The organism is Pseudaeromonas sp. HNCC25DJ180, assembly GCF_055413345.1.
Map to the genome: position 1 here is coordinate 67,874 of NZ_JBVAYF010000016.1, position 13,423 is coordinate 81,296.

Below are 13,423 nucleotides of genomic sequence, written 5' to 3' on the forward strand. Positions count from 1 at the left end.
GTCCATCCGTTGCGCCTCAAAACAGCTCCTGGGGGTCCACATCTAAAGACCAGCGCACCTTACGGCCACTGGGCAAGCCTTCTAAATGCGGCAGCAGTTCGGTGAGAAGCTGGGCCAAGGGCGGGCGCTGCGCCAGCTGCAGCAGCAGTTGCATCCGGTATTTACCCGCACGGCGAGCCATCAGGGCCGAGATGGGGCCTATCACCTGCAGACCCGGGTAGAGGGCCCGCCTCGTCTGCAGCAGACCCGCCACATCCAGCATGAACTGCTCCACACTGGGTTGATGTACCGCCTCGGCGCGCAGCAGCGCCTGGAAGGCAAAGGGGGGCAGGCCGAGCAGGCCGCGCTCATGCAGACAGGTGCGGGCAAAATGGGCGTAGCCATTGTGCACCAGATCTTGCAGCAGCAGATGATCCGGGTGGTGACTCTGCAGCACCACTAGCCCGGGTTTGCTGGCGCGGCCGGCGCGGCCCGCCACCTGGGTATAGAGTTGGGCCAGCCGTTCGGTGGCGCGAAAGTCCGCCGAGAAGAGGGCGCCATCCACATCCAGCAACCCCACCAGCGTCACATCCGGAAAGTGGTGGCCCTTGGCCAGCATCTGGGTGCCGATCAGGATCTGATACTCCTGTTTGTGGATCCCCTCCAGGTGTGCCTCCAGCTCCCCCTTGCGGCGGGTGCTGTCCCGATCGATACGGATGGTGCGATAGTTGGGAAAGTGAGTGGTCAGCAGGGTTTCCACCTGCTCTGTGCCCACCCCGGTCCCCTGCAGTTCGCCGTGGCCACACTCCGGGCAGTGCGTGGGCACGGGGCGCTGGCTGTCGCAATGGTGGCAGTGCAGGCGTCGGGCGCCCTGGTGCCAGGTGTAATAGGCATCGCAGCGGCCACAGGCGGCAATCCAGCCACAGTGGTGACAGAGCAGGGATTGGGCATAGCCCCGGCGGTTGAGAAACAGCATCACCTGATTTCCCGCCTGCAGCTGCTGCGCCATCAATTGCAGCAGTTGGGGCGAGACCCCGGCCTGGAGCGGCACCTCCTTGATATCCAGCACCACCTGTTGGGCGATACTGGCCCCGCCCGCCCGTTGTTTGAGGTGCAGATGGTGATACTTGCCGCTCTGGGCGTTGTGTAGGGTTTCCAGCGAGGGGGTAGCAGAGCCCAGCACTATGGGGCACTGCTCCTGGTGGGCACGCATCACCGCCAGATCCCGGGCGTGGTAGCGAAAGCCCTCCTGTTGCTTGAAAGAGCCATCGTGCTCCTCATCGATGAGGATGAGCCCCAGATCCTGGAACGGGGTGAACAGGGCGGAACGGGTACCGATGAGGATGGCGGCCTCACCACTCTGGCAGGCCAGCCAAGCCTCCAGCCGCTCGCGATCATTCATGGCCGAGTGCAGGGGGAGTATGGGGGCGGCAAAGCGACGGCGGAAGCGTTTGAGGGTCTGGGGGGTGAGGCCGATCTCCGGCACCAGCACCAGCACTTGCTGGCCGCGAGCCAGCACGGGAGCGATGAGCTGCAGATAGACTTCGGTCTTGCCCGAGCCGGTGACGCCATCCAGCAGGAAGGCGCCGAAAGCCTGGCCATGAGCCTGTACCCGGGCCACGGCCAGGGCCTGTTCTGTGTTGAGCCTGTGCTGATCCTCCTCGTGCAGCAGCAAGGTGTCGCGCCAATCTTCGCGCAGGGTCAGCAGATCGATCGGCTCGACCAGCGCTTTGGCGGCCAACTTCTGCAGCACCTGGCTGTCGATCCCCGCGGCGCGCAGGTCGGCAGCAGGCAGGGGACCCTCCTGCAGCAGTTGCAGAGCCTGGCGTTGACGAATGGCGCCACGTGCCACCTTGCCCTCCTGCAGTTGCTTGCTGCCCGCCTCGGTCAGGCGCCAGCTCTCCAGCGGCCGCCGCAGCGCCGGCTCTCCCTGCCGCAGCAGGGCGGGTAGAGCATGGTGCAGCACCTCACCCAGGGGGTGTTGATAGTAGTGGGCACTCCAGTTGAGCAGTTGCCAGATCCGGGGGGGGAAGAGCGATGCGCTATCGAGCACGTCCTGCAGCGGTTTGAGTTTATCCAGTGGTAGCTCGGCGCTGCTCGGGTGGGCGGTGACTATGCCAATCAGCTGTTGTCGGCCAAAGGAGACCCGTACCCGACAGCCTATAGCGGGCAGGGGCAGGGGGGCAATATAGTCGAATTGCCGACGCAGCGGGACGGGCAGGGCGACACGCACAACAGTTTTGATCATTATTTCGCTCACGAAGTGGCTAATTCTTCCTCGATCACGCTTGCAGCCGAGGGGATCGATCCTATATTATTCGCACCCTTAAAAACATCCGTTCCACTCGTGTGGTGTCCGGCGTGAGGCTGGATGGCGACACGGCCTAAACTAGAGGTTGTCCATGAAAGAAGGTATCCACCCAGAGTACAAAGATGTTAACGTCAAGTGCTCTTGCGGTAACGAATTTAAGATCCGCTCCACCGGCCGCGACCTGAACCTCGACGTCTGTTCCGAGTGCCACCCGTTTTACACCGGTAAGCAGAAGAACGTTGATACAGGTGGTCGTGTTGACCGTTTCAACAAGCGCTTCGGCGCCCTGGGCAGCAAGAAGTAATTCTGCTGCTACTGAAAAAAGCGCCTACGGGCGCTTTTTTTATGCCTGGGATTTTTGCCGCCGTCAGCTTGGGTAACGGCGGCGCACCTCAGCGGGCAACCGAGCCAACTCGCGCTGCATCCAGGCTTGAAAACTGGCGCTAAGCGGCGCATAGGCCGTGGGATTGCCGCTCCATTCGCCCAGTATGGCGCTCACCGCCTCAAAGGTCGAGAGGCCATCGGCACGCGGTGATTTGCGAATGTGGTAGTCGCTCTGCGCTGGGGTGGCGAGCGTTAAGCGCGGCAGGCTGGCCAAGGCCGGATGACTGTGCAGCAGCTTGAGACTCTTGCGCCAGGTGCCATCCAGCAGCACGAAGCAGGGCGTGCGCCCGGCGAGGGTGGCCTGATGGTGTGCCGCAGAGTGGGCTTCGTGGCCTGGATAGACCAACAAGGGGGCTAGCTGAGGATCTTGCAGCAGGGCATTCAGGCCGGCGTGTTGGCGAAAGTCATCGCCAATCCAGACCGTCACCGGCTGCAGGCAAGCCTGCAGCAGAGGCACACTGCCCTTGGCTTGGCGGGCTTCTTTCGGGTCTTGCAATATGACGACAGGCCAGGGGGATGTCAGGGCGCAGGCCAGAGTACAGAGGCAAGCAGTCAGTGGCCGTTGACAATGGGGGCAGTAAGGGCGTTTTGGCGTCATGATATGCGGGTGATTCTCATGGTGTGGGTTGCGGCTGGTGTGCAAATGGCCCATTTTTTTATTGGCTTTTTGTCGGGTGAGTCCCAAGTGGTCCTTGTGATCGGCTTGAAGGGGATTATGATCAAACTGTTCTAGTACACAAGGTCGTGTTCACTCCTAGTCGCCATTGCCGCCAAGGGAACTGCCATGTCTGATCCAGATCTCCGCCAACAAGCCCTCGATTACCATGCTTATCCGACCCCGGGTAAGATCGCCATCCAATTGACCAAGCCAGCCGAAACCGCCTGGGATTTGACCTTGGCTTACAGCCCAGGCGTGGCTGAACCGGTGCGCGCGATAGCGGCCAATCCAGAAGAGGCCTATCGCTACACGGCCAAGGCCAATCTGGTGGCTGTCATCACCAACGGTACGGCCATTCTCGGCTTGGGTAATTTGGGCCCTCAGGCCTCCAAGCCTGTGATGGAGGGCAAGGCTCTGCTCTTCAAGCGCTTTGCCAATATCGATGCCATCGACATCGAGGTCAAGCACAGCGACAGTGCGGACTTTATCCGTACTGTGGCTAACATAGCCGACACCTTTGGTGGCATCAATCTGGAAGATATCAAGGCGCCCGAGTGTTTCGAGATTGAGCGGGCGCTCATCGAGTTATGCGACATTCCGGTCTTCCACGATGATCAGCACGGCACCGCCATTGTCACCGCCGCTGGTATGCTCAATGCGCTGGAGATCCAGGGCAAGCAGCTCAGTGAGTGTCGCATTGTTTGTCTCGGTGCGGGTGCCGCCGGAGTGGCCTGCATGGATCTGTTGATCGCCTGTGGCGCGCGCCAGGAAAGCTTGTTCATGATCGATCGTCACGGCGTCATTCGCTCCGAGCGTACGGATCTGAATGGCCAGAAGCCCCGTTTTGTTAACGACAGTGGCCCGCGTACCCTGCATGAGGCCATGGCGGGGGCGGATATTTTCGTCGGTGTCTCGGGGTCAAATCTGTTGAGTGCCGAGGAGGTGTGCCTGATGGCGCCGCGGCCGGTGATCTTTGCCTGCTCCAACCCGGATCCTGAGATCGATCCGGCACTGGTTCATGCGGTGCGTGATGATGCGATCATCGGCACCGGACGCTCGGATTATCCGAATCAGGTCAACAACGTTCTCTGCTTCCCCTTCCTGTTCCGCGGTGCCCTGGATGTTCGCGCCAGCCGCATCAATATCGAGATGAAGAAGGCGGCGGTGGAGGCACTGCGTCAGGTGGCCAAGGAAGCCGTTCCCGCTGACGTATTGCAGGCTGCCGGGGTCAGTGAGCTCCATTTTGGCCCCGAGTATGTGATCCCCAAACCCATGGATCCGCGCCTGCTGTCACGGGTGGCCCGGGCCGTGGCGGTCGCCGCGGTAGAGTCTGGCGTGGCACGGATTGCGCTGCCTCATGACTACATGATGTAAGCCGCCGCACTTCGGAGAGAAACAAGGCGCCGGTTCAGGGCGCCTTGTTTATTGGTGAGGAGTCACATCTGACTCTGCAGATAGTTGGGCAGGCCGATGAGTTTGATCAGGCCCAGCTGTTTTTCCAGCCAGTAGGCGTGATCGTCTTCGGTATCGTCCAGCAACTGCTCCAGGATCTCCCGAGTCTGGTAGTCCTGCTCCTGTTCACACAGCTTGATGACCTGCTTCAGGGCGGCGGCCACATCGTATTCCAGCTGCAGATCGTTTTGCAGCATCTCGGGCACATCCTTCCCAACATGAATCGCATCACGGGTGGCGAGATCTGGGGTGCCCTCCAGGAACAGGATGCGGCCGATCAGCTGTTTGGCGTGTCCCTTCTCGTCCTCAAATTCATGGCCGATGCGTTCGTAGAGCTTGTTGAGCCCCCAGTCCTGATACATTTCGGAATGGATGAAATATTGATCCATGGCCGACAGCTCGCTGGCGAGCAGGGTATTCAGGGCGGCGATGATGTTGGAATTTCCTTTCATGGCGCAGACCTCACTCAATCATGCTTTGCAGATAGTTTTCCAGACCCGTACTGGCGATCAGCTGTTGCTGGGTTTCCAGCCAGTCTATGTACTCCTCCTCCTCCTCGAGCAGATCCTCGAGCAGATCGCGGCTCACATAGTCGCTGGCCAGTTCGCAGCAGGCAATGGCGGACTTGAGCAGGGGGATCGCTTCCAGCTCAAAAGCCAGATCACACTCCAGCATCTCCTGGGGGTGTTCGCCAATTTTCAGGTGCCCTAACTGCTGCAGGTTTGGCAGCCCCTCCAGGAACAGGATGCGTTCGATGAGGGCATCGGCTTGCTTCATGTCCTTGATGGACTTCTTGTAGGCCTTCTCATTGAGCTTGTTCAGGCCCTTATGGCGGAACAGGCGGGCATGCAGAAAGAACTGATTGATACTGGTGAGTTCGCAGGTCAAGACCTGGTTCAAGCAGGCGATGACACTCTTGTCTCCTTGCATAGGCGGCTCCAGGGGAAAGTGGGATAGAGAACTAATTTAACAAACGAGCAACAGATTCAAATTAAGCATTTGTAATGCAATAAAGAAAGGTGCTGTGCTATTTATTGACAAAAAACGGCTGTTTTTTCTGCACTCTAAGGCGAAAAAGGCGTTGCAGCAAAGCTTAATGAAAACTATTATCATGCATATGTTCGGTGAGGAGGATGAAAAAATGTACGTCTGTTTATGTAATGGGGTGACAGATAGGCAGATTACCGCTTTGCTGAGCGAGGGGGAAAAAAGCATGCGCGATCTTCGGCAAGAGTTGAAAGTGGGCACTCAGTGCGGACGTTGCAGCTGCGCCGCCCGTCAGCTGGTCAACCGCTTCTACCAGATCAGTGAACCGAGCTCGGCCTGTGTGACCTCTCTCTATCCTGATGAGCGCGTACCGGCTGAGACGCGGCAGGTGGCTTGATGCCAGGAGCAGGCAGGGCTTCGCCGCTCCTGCCGGTAATAGGTATGAGTCACGGAGTTTAGTTGCGTACCAGCCAGACCCCGGCTTCCATATGGTGGGTGTAGGGGAATTGGTCAAACAGGGCAAAGCGCTCGATGCGATGAGTCGAATTCAGTTGGCGCACATTCTCTTTCAGGGTCTCCGGGTTGCATGAGATGTAGAGAATGCGTTCGTAGCCCTGCACCATGGCCAGAGTGGCCTGATCCAGCCCGGCGCGGGGTGGGTCGACGAAGATGGTATTGCACTCATAGCTCTGCAGATCTATCCCCTTCAGGCGATTGAACTCCCGCTCGCCGCGAATGGCCATGGTGAATTCCTCGGCCGACATGCGCAGTATCTTCACATTCTCCAGCCCGTTCGCGGCTATGTTGTATTGCGCCGACTCCACCGAGGGCTTGGCAATTTCGGTGGCGAGCACCTGCCTGAAGTTCTGGGCCAACGCCAGGGAGAAGTTGCCGTTGCCGCAGTAGAGCTCCAGCAGATCGCCGCTCGCATCCCGGGTCACATCCAGTGCCCAGGCCAGCATCTTCTGATTCATCTCGGCGTTGGGTTGGGTGAAGCTGTTCTCCACCTGCATGTACTGTAACGAGCGCCCGGCGACCTGCAGACGTTCGATGACATAGTCGCGCTCCAGCACCAGTTTCTGCTTAAGAGCCCGGCCAATCAGATCCACGGCAAAACCCTGAGCGCGCAGGGTCTCGCGCAACTGGCGCGCCAAAGTTTCCCATTCAGGGCCAAGCTTCTTGTGGTAGAGCAGAGTGATGAGGGCTTCGCCGCTAAGAGTGGAGAGAAAGTCCACCTGAAATAGCTTGTGCTTAAGCTGGACGTGGGGGCGAATGGCCTCCAATAGCGCGGGCATTAATTGATTGATGAGCCGGCTGGCGGTAGGGAAGTGATCGACCCGGTAGCGTTCACGACTCTGCTGGTTGAACATGGCATAGTAAATATCACCCGCCTCATGCCAGATGCGAAATTCGGCGCGCATCCGATAATATTCGGGCGAGGAGGTGAAGAGTTCGAGCTCTGGCGTGGCCAATTCGGCAAACAAGGCTTGTAGCCGCAGCCGTTTTTCCTCTAGCTGCGCATCATAACTCTGTGGATCCCTGGCCGCTTGGTTCATCTCATACCTCATGCTCTGCTCTCGAAGGGGCGAAATTGTAAGGGGGCGTGGCAGATTGTCCAGTAAAAAGAGGTCAAGTTTTATCCGCTTGGGCCGATACTCAAGATAAGGCCGAGTGTCGGAGGTGACATCATGAAAGTAGATAGAAGTAACGAGCTCTTGTTGCAAGGTCTCAAGCAGCGGGAACATGGTCAAGAAAAAGCGGCCTCGGTCCGTAATCAGGGGATAGCAGCCTCCGATAAAATCGATCTCGCCACCCCGGTGCGGATTGGCCAATCTGTGGTGTATGTTTCGTTGAGCAAGAGTCTGTCGCTCGATGGAAAGGCCTTTAATCCCAATGCCAGTAGCAGCCAGTCGGCTGGTGCGACCGAGGGTGAGGTGACGCCGACCGACGATAACCCCCTCGGCTTTGATTACAAGGCGGTGGCCAAGAGTGTGCTGAGCTTTGTGACTGGTTATATCCGGCTGGCTCAGGCTGAGGGCAAGGATGATGAGAAACTCAAGGACCTGCTGACCCAAGCCCGCAAAGGGATAGATCAGGGTTTTGGTGATGCGCGTAAGGAGCTCAAGGGAACTGGGGTCTTCAGCGACGATCTGGATAAGGGCATAGAGAAGGGGTACGGCCTGATCCAGGATGAGCTGGGCAAGTTTGAAGAGGAGTTGTTTGGCAAGAAACCTGAAGCGGATGGTACCTCGATGGTCGGGGATGTGAACCTGTCTGCCAGCCTGGCTACGGGCTCTTACGCCAGTATGGAGCTCACTACCCGAGAGGGGGATAAGGTGACTCTGCAATTTGACCAGCAACAGAGTTGGCGTTATCAGCAAGGCAAGAGCAGTGGTGCGGCCAGCCGCAAGGCGCTGGATGCCTATGGTGGGACGGAGCGAGCTAGCTCAACCAACCAAGGTAAATCGTTGGCTGCCGAGTCGGCCCAGAACAGTAAGGAGAACAGTAAGGTCGGTAACTACAGTATCTATTACTCTCACACCACAGCGTTTAGCTTTTCGGTGGAAGGCGACCTTAATCCTGATGAACTAAAGGCCATCGGTAGCCTAGTAGATCAGGTGGGCTCGCTCTCGGATAGCTTCTTTGGTGGCGATCTGCAAGGTGCCCTGGATCAGGCTCAGTCCCTGTCAATGGATGATAGCCAGTTGGTGAATATGTCACTCTCCTTGCAACAGAGACAATCAGCCATGTTGTCTGGCTCTGTGCCGACAAGTTTGGGTGATGCGAAGGAGCAATCTGCTACTGATGCTGACACAACGGCTGCCAGTGATGCCGAAAAACCTGTCTCCTCGGTCCCGGATCTGAGCCAGTTCTTCGGCCCATTTGCCGATTATCTGGACCGCTTGCAGTCGCTCATAAAGCAGGCCAATACTCTGTTTGATGATAAGCAGCAGAAGAATCTCAACGACTGGGTGGTGGCCAATCAACAGGGGGTCAGCGGCGAGGCTTTGCAGCAGGCGAGTGGCGAGTTCACCAGCTTTAACCAACGCATGCACAATGCCCTGGCTGTGTTGAGCAAGTAAGCGGTAAATTGCCAGCGCCCCCGGGCGCTGGCACACTCCTGAATTGGTTTACCTTTTCACCTGAGAGTGGTTATGGTCCTGTCTCGCTCGCGCGATATGCGTGAACTCTGCTATCCCTTCATCTTCGAGCATAAACCCACCTGCGACTTTGAGGTCATGACAGATGAGCTCTGCTGCCAAGTGGGCGTCGTATTGGCCCAACTCTCTGCCGACTTTCCCGAGGTGCACCAGGATTTGAGCGCACTGCAGACCCTGATCTATCACCTGAATGGTTCAGTCCGAGGCAAGAATGGCATCTTCGAAGAAAACCTGGAGTGGCTGAAGGGACGCTATGACCACTATCTGCAGGCCTCCGGGGATCGAGTTAGTGGATTCGTTCTACCCCAGGGTCCCATGCCCGTTCCTACCCTGCATCTCTGTCGCTGTCAGGCGAAGAAGGTGGTGCGTATGTTGGTTCGGCTCGATGAAGCCGGGATCTCCTTTGCCCCCACGCTGCCGCGATTGGCCAACCTGCTGGCGAACTTCTTTTTCGTGCTGACGGTTTATCTGAAGATGCGCTGGGATGTGGAGGAGAGCCCCTATCTCAGTATCAATTATCCGCAAAAAACGTGACTCCTTTCGCAGACACTTACTCTGTATACATGGCAGGGGTAACTACCTATAATCCCCGGCACTCTGGTGCAACATGCTTAAAAGGGAATCCGGTGAAAAACCGGAGCTGACGCGCAGCGGTGTGGGGGAACGAGGGTGACACGAGGGCAGCCAAAGGGATGCTTTCAAACACTGCCAACTCTGGTGGGAAGTGGTCACTCAAGGACGCTATTTGCCCCCAAGCCCGAAGACCTGCCTGAGCCACAGCCGCAAGCCGGCCTCACATCATCATAGACACTACGCGGATTAGGGAATTCTATGAGCAAAAAACTTCTGGTAGCCAGCCTGCTGCCAGTGGCCGCTATTGCTGCGCCACAAACCGACAAGCCATCAACCGAGCAAGCCATGGTGGTAACCGCCACGCGTTTTGCTGAACCTCAAGCCTCAATTCTAGCCCCCGTCAACATCATCACCCGAGAGGAGATCAACCGCCTCGCGGCTCATTCTGTCACGGAAGTGGTACGCACTCTGCCAGGGGTCGAGATTGGCATGAATGGTGGGCGAGGTCAGAGTTCGGCGCTATATGTCCGAGGCGGCAGCAGTGGCCAGACTCTGGTATTGATCGATGGCGTCCGTGCCAGCTCGGTTCTCTCTGGCAGCACAGATCTGAACCAACTGCCGCTGACCCAAGTCGAGCGCATTGAATATATTCGTGGTGCGCGGGCTTCCATCTATGGGTCTGATGCCATTACTGGGGTGATCAACATCATCACCCGTACCCAGCGAGGTGACAACCAGCATGGGTTTAATGCCGGGGCCGGTTCCTTGGATCACCAGGCGCTGGACGGGAGCAGTTCGGCTGATGTGGGGGCTCAGGGGCATTTGAAGGCCGCAGCCGCCTATGAAACCGAAGATGGTTATAACGTGCATCCCCAGCCCGGTATCAACGATGGCGACAAGCATGGCTTTTTGGGGCGCAATGCCATGCTGGATTACCAGCATCAGCTCACAGCTCAAGTCGGACTATTTGGTACCAGTCGTTGGGTGCGCAATAGCTCGGAGTATGATGCCTCCTATGGTACCCATAACCGTAAAGAAAACTGGAACCAGAACCTCTTCTACCAACTGGGGGGCCGTTATGATGATGAACGCTATCGCAGTGAGTTGCAGGCCAACTATGCCACACAGGAAGCATTTGATTACGACGACACCAGTGATCGTCAGCAGGCTAGCTATGCCACCTACACAGATGTCTATAACAGCAGTTGGCTCAACAGCCTGAAGCTGAATGATAATTGGGATCTGGGGGCGGGTATCGACTGGCGGCGCGAAGTGTTGCTCGGTAAATCCCTGGCCGGGGAAGACTGGATGACGGGGCAGCCTATCTCCTATGCCAAGGGGGATGACATCAGCCGCAACAACACCGGTCTCTACGCTTTGAGTCAATATCAATGGCAAGCCTGGAGCGCCGAGCTGAGTGCCCGCAGTGATGATAACCAGCAATATGGCCGCCATAACACCTGGCAAGCGGGAGCGGGCTGGGCGTTTGTGGAGAACCATCGCCTGAGCGCCAGCTATGGCACCGCGTTTCGTGCTCCGACGTTCACCGATCTCTACTACCCAGGCGCGGGCAACCCGGATCTGAAGCCGGAAGAGTCCAAGAACCTGGAGTTGAGTCTGGAAGGGATGGCATTTGAAGCGCTCTGGCGAGTGACCGCCTACCGTAACCAGATAGATCAGATGCTGCAGTGGGATAGCACAGCCCGACAGATGAGCAATATTGGCGAAGCCAGGTTGCAAGGGATTGAACTGGAGGGTGAGCTTGCCACTGGGGTGATCGAACATAGGCTCTCTGCCGATTTCAAAGATCCAGAAGATAGCACCACAGGTGAGCAGCTCATCCGTCGTTCCAAGCGGGGTTACAAGTGGGTAGCGCAAACCCAGTGGCAGAAGTTGGATGGCGCTGTGACCTGGCTCTATCAGGGGGAACGTCCGGACACTAACTTTTCCACCTACCCATCCACGCAGCAGACCCTGGGAGGGTATAGTCTCTGGGATCTGGCTGCGGGCTACCAGCTGACCACTGCTCTGAAATTACAAGGGCGGATCAGCAACCTGTTCGATAAGCAGTATGAGACGGCAATTGGCTATCCAGCCGCTGATCGGGAATATTTCGTCAACTTCAACTATCAGTTGTGATCCCAGTTGCGATCCAGGGGCCTGCGGGCCCCTTTTTGCATTCCTCACTCCGCATCTACCCCAAGCTTTGACCTAGGGGTATGATGCGGTACGGCCAAGGGGGGGATGTGAACAAAACTGTATTGGTGTTTGATTCGGGTGTCGGTGGGCTCTCTGTCTATCAAGAGATCCGCGCCTTGTTGCCTGAGTTACGCTTCATCTATGCATTCGACAATGCAAAATTTCCTTATGGCGAGCTGGCTGCCGATGAGCTGGTGTCTCGTTGTTGCAGTGTGATCGCCGCTGTCATGGCGCGGCATGCCGTCGATCTGGTGGTGGTGGCCTGCAATACCGCCAGCACCCAGGTACTGCCAACATTACGTCACATGCTGACCATCCCCGTGGTTGGTGTGGTGCCGGCCATTAAACCCGCCGCCGCCGCATCCCATAAGCAGTGCATCGGCTTGCTGGCCACGCCGGCTACAGTGCAGCGCTCCTATACCGATGAGCTGATCCAGACCTTTGCCGCAGGGACGCAAGTGTTACGCTGTGGTAGCACTGAGTTGGTGATCCAGGCCGAACGCAAGTTAGCGGGGTTTGTGGTCGAGCAGGAGGTGATCGAGCGGATCTTGCGGCCATGGCGGGAAGAGGAGCCGGTACCGGATGTCATAGTGCTGGGCTGTACCCATTTTCCTTTATTGAAAGAGGAGATAGAAGCTGTGTTGCCAGGGGTGCGTCAGGTCGATTCGGGGAGCGCGATTGCAAGACGAGTCAAGCAGCTGGTTGGGGGGAGTGTTTCGGTAAGTCGGCAATCATCGATGGCCTATTGCACACGAAAAGATGAAACGGCTGAGTTGCTCATTCCAGCCCTGCAACAGCGAGGGCTGGAAGTATTACTGGAGCTGGATCTGCAAGCAGTTCCAGCTCCCCTCTCTTTAACCTAAACCTAGAGTGCAACTTATAGCGAGAACGTAGCTCAGGCTTCGCCTTCCATCATATCGTTGCTCTCTTTCTTATCATTCGCCTCACGAACCTTGAGGGTTCGCTGCAGGTACTCGGTTTCATTCAAGGCGGCAACAGCGGCAAGAGCCTCTTGCTCCGGCATTTCAACAAAGCCATAGCCACGACGCTTGCCCGTTTCCTTATCCTTGACCAGCCGCACCGAAATGACATTGCCATATTCGGAGAAGAGTTTACGGATGGCTGCTTCATTGGCGCGATAGGGCAGGTTACCAACGTACAGGGTCTTCGCATCCGTCACGGAAGTAAATGCACCATCAGTCGTTGTACTTGCCTGTTCTTCTTTTACAGATACAGATTTCTTCTGTGGGGATACGACAGCCGGGGTCGCGGTTGTAGAGCAGCAAGTGCTACGGATCACCAACGGAGTGAGCAAGCCGGAAATCAAAGCCGCTGCCGCTGCCGCAAGCCCAATATCCTCGGTTGTAGCTGGCGCGATAAAGTAGAAGAGTACAGCCAGGCCCAGAGCCATGAGTGCCGCACGTAAATAAACAGTTTGAGATGTATTCATCGCAGTATTCACCAAATTTGAGAAATACGAAGGAAAGCAACAGATTAAATCTACGCCATGTTAGAGGCTAGCGACCGGATCGACTAATGCCATAACTACTTTACGCTAGCGACTTAACACTTTTTTTAATGTTTTGGCTAGATAAGTCGGGTCAGAGTGGGCTGAAATGTGGATAAACCTGTGAATAATCCTGTGTAAGCTGGAGATAATTCAAAACCGCTAACTTTCTGCAATTTAAGGGCTATTAACCCTTGCGTCATGAGCCAAGA

13 protein-coding genes and 1 riboswitch are annotated in these 13,423 nt (G+C 56.9%); of the genes, 7 read left to right on the plus strand and 6 right to left on the minus strand.

Translation table 11 applies throughout. The annotated features are described in order from the left end of the window. Positions 1-16: 16 nt before the first annotated feature. Complete coding sequence (priA, locus tag ACZYTD_RS14890; RefSeq protein WP_463893185.1) at positions 17-2,227, minus strand: primosomal protein N'; 2,211 nt, start codon at positions 2,225-2,227, stop codon at positions 17-19. Between the two features lie 154 nt (positions 2,228-2,381). Between priA and rpmE the strand changes: the two genes are divergently transcribed. After that, complete coding sequence (rpmE, locus tag ACZYTD_RS14895) at positions 2,382-2,594, plus strand: 50S ribosomal protein L31 (RefSeq protein ID WP_463893187.1); 213 nt, start codon at positions 2,382-2,384, stop codon at positions 2,592-2,594. Positions 2,595-2,657: 63 nt separating this feature from the next. Here the strand turns inward: rpmE and ACZYTD_RS14900 are convergent, their stop codons facing one another. Next, positions 2,658-3,272, minus strand: a complete 615-nt coding sequence (locus ACZYTD_RS14900; RefSeq protein WP_463893189.1) for a tRNA-uridine aminocarboxypropyltransferase — start codon at positions 3,270-3,272, stop codon at positions 2,658-2,660. A 186-nt stretch (positions 3,273-3,458) separates the two neighbouring features. On the opposite strand from ACZYTD_RS14900, the gene ACZYTD_RS14905 reads away from it, so the two are divergent. After that, positions 3,459-4,706 carry a malic enzyme-like NAD(P)-binding protein gene (locus ACZYTD_RS14905; RefSeq protein WP_463893191.1) on the plus strand — a complete coding sequence of 416 codons (1,248 nt, stop codon included), beginning with the start codon at positions 3,459-3,461 and terminating at the stop codon, positions 4,704-4,706. A gap of 62 nt (positions 4,707-4,768) precedes the next feature. On the opposite strand, the gene bfr (ACZYTD_RS14910) is transcribed toward ACZYTD_RS14905, so the two are convergent. Together bfr (ACZYTD_RS14910) and bfr (ACZYTD_RS14915) are read right to left on the minus strand one after the other, a co-directional pair. Then, positions 4,769-5,236, minus strand: a complete 468-nt coding sequence (gene bfr / locus ACZYTD_RS14910) for a bacterioferritin (RefSeq protein WP_463893193.1) — start codon at positions 5,234-5,236, stop codon at positions 4,769-4,771. Between the two features lie 10 nt (positions 5,237-5,246). Next, positions 5,247-5,714, minus strand: coding sequence for a bacterioferritin (gene bfr / locus ACZYTD_RS14915; protein ID WP_463893195.1), 468 nt, complete (start codon positions 5,712-5,714; stop codon positions 5,247-5,249). A 166-nt stretch (positions 5,715-5,880) separates the two neighbouring features. On the opposite strand from bfr (ACZYTD_RS14915), the gene ACZYTD_RS14920 reads away from it, so the two are divergent. Further along, positions 5,881-6,168: a bacterioferritin-associated ferredoxin gene (locus ACZYTD_RS14920; RefSeq protein ID WP_463893197.1), complete on the plus strand. Its 288-nt coding sequence runs from the start codon at positions 5,881-5,883 to the stop codon at positions 6,166-6,168. 58 nt (positions 6,169-6,226) lie between these two features. Here ACZYTD_RS14920 and trmA read toward each other — a convergent pair whose 3' ends face one another. Next, positions 6,227-7,327 carry a tRNA (uridine(54)-C5)-methyltransferase TrmA gene (gene trmA / locus ACZYTD_RS14925; RefSeq protein WP_463893199.1) on the minus strand — a complete coding sequence of 367 codons (1,101 nt, stop codon included), beginning with the start codon at positions 7,325-7,327 and terminating at the stop codon, positions 6,227-6,229. A 132-nt stretch (positions 7,328-7,459) separates the two neighbouring features. Here trmA and ACZYTD_RS14930 point away from each other — a divergent pair, with 132 nt between their 5' ends. The 4 genes from ACZYTD_RS14930 to murI all read left to right on the plus strand — a co-directional run bounded on the left by ACZYTD_RS14930 (position 7,460) and on the right by murI (position 12,567). Beyond that, positions 7,460-8,854: a DUF5610 domain-containing protein gene (locus ACZYTD_RS14930; RefSeq protein ID WP_463893201.1), complete on the plus strand. Its 1,395-nt coding sequence runs from the start codon at positions 7,460-7,462 to the stop codon at positions 8,852-8,854. A gap of 72 nt (positions 8,855-8,926) precedes the next feature. After that, positions 8,927-9,466 (plus strand): ATP--cob(I)alamin adenosyltransferase, encoded by a 540-nt coding sequence (locus ACZYTD_RS14935; RefSeq protein WP_463893203.1) that lies wholly within the window; start codon positions 8,927-8,929, stop codon positions 9,464-9,466. Between the two features lie 47 nt (positions 9,467-9,513). Then, positions 9,514-9,719: riboswitch (cobalamin riboswitch) on the plus strand. A 44-nt stretch (positions 9,720-9,763) separates the two neighbouring features. Further along, a complete protein-coding gene (gene btuB / locus ACZYTD_RS14940; protein ID WP_463893205.1) occupies positions 9,764-11,644 on the plus strand; it encodes a TonB-dependent vitamin B12 receptor in 1,881 nt (626 codons plus the stop codon). Positions 11,645-11,727: 83 nt separating this feature from the next. Then, positions 11,728-12,567, plus strand: coding sequence for a glutamate racemase (gene murI, locus ACZYTD_RS14945; RefSeq protein ID WP_463893211.1), 840 nt, complete (start codon positions 11,728-11,730; stop codon positions 12,565-12,567). 32 nt (positions 12,568-12,599) lie between these two features. Here murI and ACZYTD_RS14950 read toward each other — a convergent pair whose 3' ends face one another. After that, positions 12,600-13,154, minus strand: a complete 555-nt coding sequence (locus ACZYTD_RS14950; RefSeq protein ID WP_463893207.1) for an RNA recognition motif domain-containing protein — start codon at positions 13,152-13,154, stop codon at positions 12,600-12,602. Between the last annotated feature and the right edge of the window lie 269 nt (positions 13,155-13,423).

What these genes read in the sequence shown, in the direction of transcription:
- ACZYTD_RS14905 (WP_463893191.1), top strand. Translation starts at nt 3,459, where the DNA reads ATGTCTGATCCAGATCTCCGCCAACAAGCCCTCGATTACCATGCTTAT.
- btuB (WP_463893205.1), top strand. Translation starts at nt 9,764, where the DNA reads ATGAGCAAAAAACTTCTGGTAGCCAGCCTGCTGCCAGTGGCCGCTATT.
- priA (WP_463893185.1), bottom strand. Translation starts at nt 2,227, where the DNA reads ATGATCAAAACTGTTGTGCGTGTCGCCCTGCCCGTCCCGCTGCGTCGG.
- bfr (WP_463893193.1), bottom strand. Translation starts at nt 5,236, where the DNA reads ATGAAAGGAAATTCCAACATCATCGCCGCCCTGAATACCCTGCTCGCC.
- ACZYTD_RS14900 (WP_463893189.1), bottom strand. Translation starts at nt 3,272, where the DNA reads ATGACGCCAAAACGCCCTTACTGCCCCCATTGTCAACGGCCACTGACT.
- murI (WP_463893211.1), top strand. Translation starts at nt 11,728, where the DNA reads ATGCGGTACGGCCAAGGGGGGGATGTGAACAAAACTGTATTGGTGTTT.
- ACZYTD_RS14935 (WP_463893203.1), top strand. Translation starts at nt 8,927, where the DNA reads ATGGTCCTGTCTCGCTCGCGCGATATGCGTGAACTCTGCTATCCCTTC.
- rpmE (WP_463893187.1), top strand. Translation starts at nt 2,382, where the DNA reads ATGAAAGAAGGTATCCACCCAGAGTACAAAGATGTTAACGTCAAGTGC.
- trmA (WP_463893199.1), bottom strand. Translation starts at nt 7,327, where the DNA reads ATGAACCAAGCGGCCAGGGATCCACAGAGTTATGATGCGCAGCTAGAG.
- ACZYTD_RS14950 (WP_463893207.1), bottom strand. Translation starts at nt 13,154, where the DNA reads ATGAATACATCTCAAACTGTTTATTTACGTGCGGCACTCATGGCTCTG.
- ACZYTD_RS14930 (WP_463893201.1), top strand. Translation starts at nt 7,460, where the DNA reads ATGAAAGTAGATAGAAGTAACGAGCTCTTGTTGCAAGGTCTCAAGCAG.
- ACZYTD_RS14920 (WP_463893197.1), top strand. Translation starts at nt 5,881, where the DNA reads ATGAAAACTATTATCATGCATATGTTCGGTGAGGAGGATGAAAAAATG.
- bfr (WP_463893195.1), bottom strand. Translation starts at nt 5,714, where the DNA reads ATGCAAGGAGACAAGAGTGTCATCGCCTGCTTGAACCAGGTCTTGACC.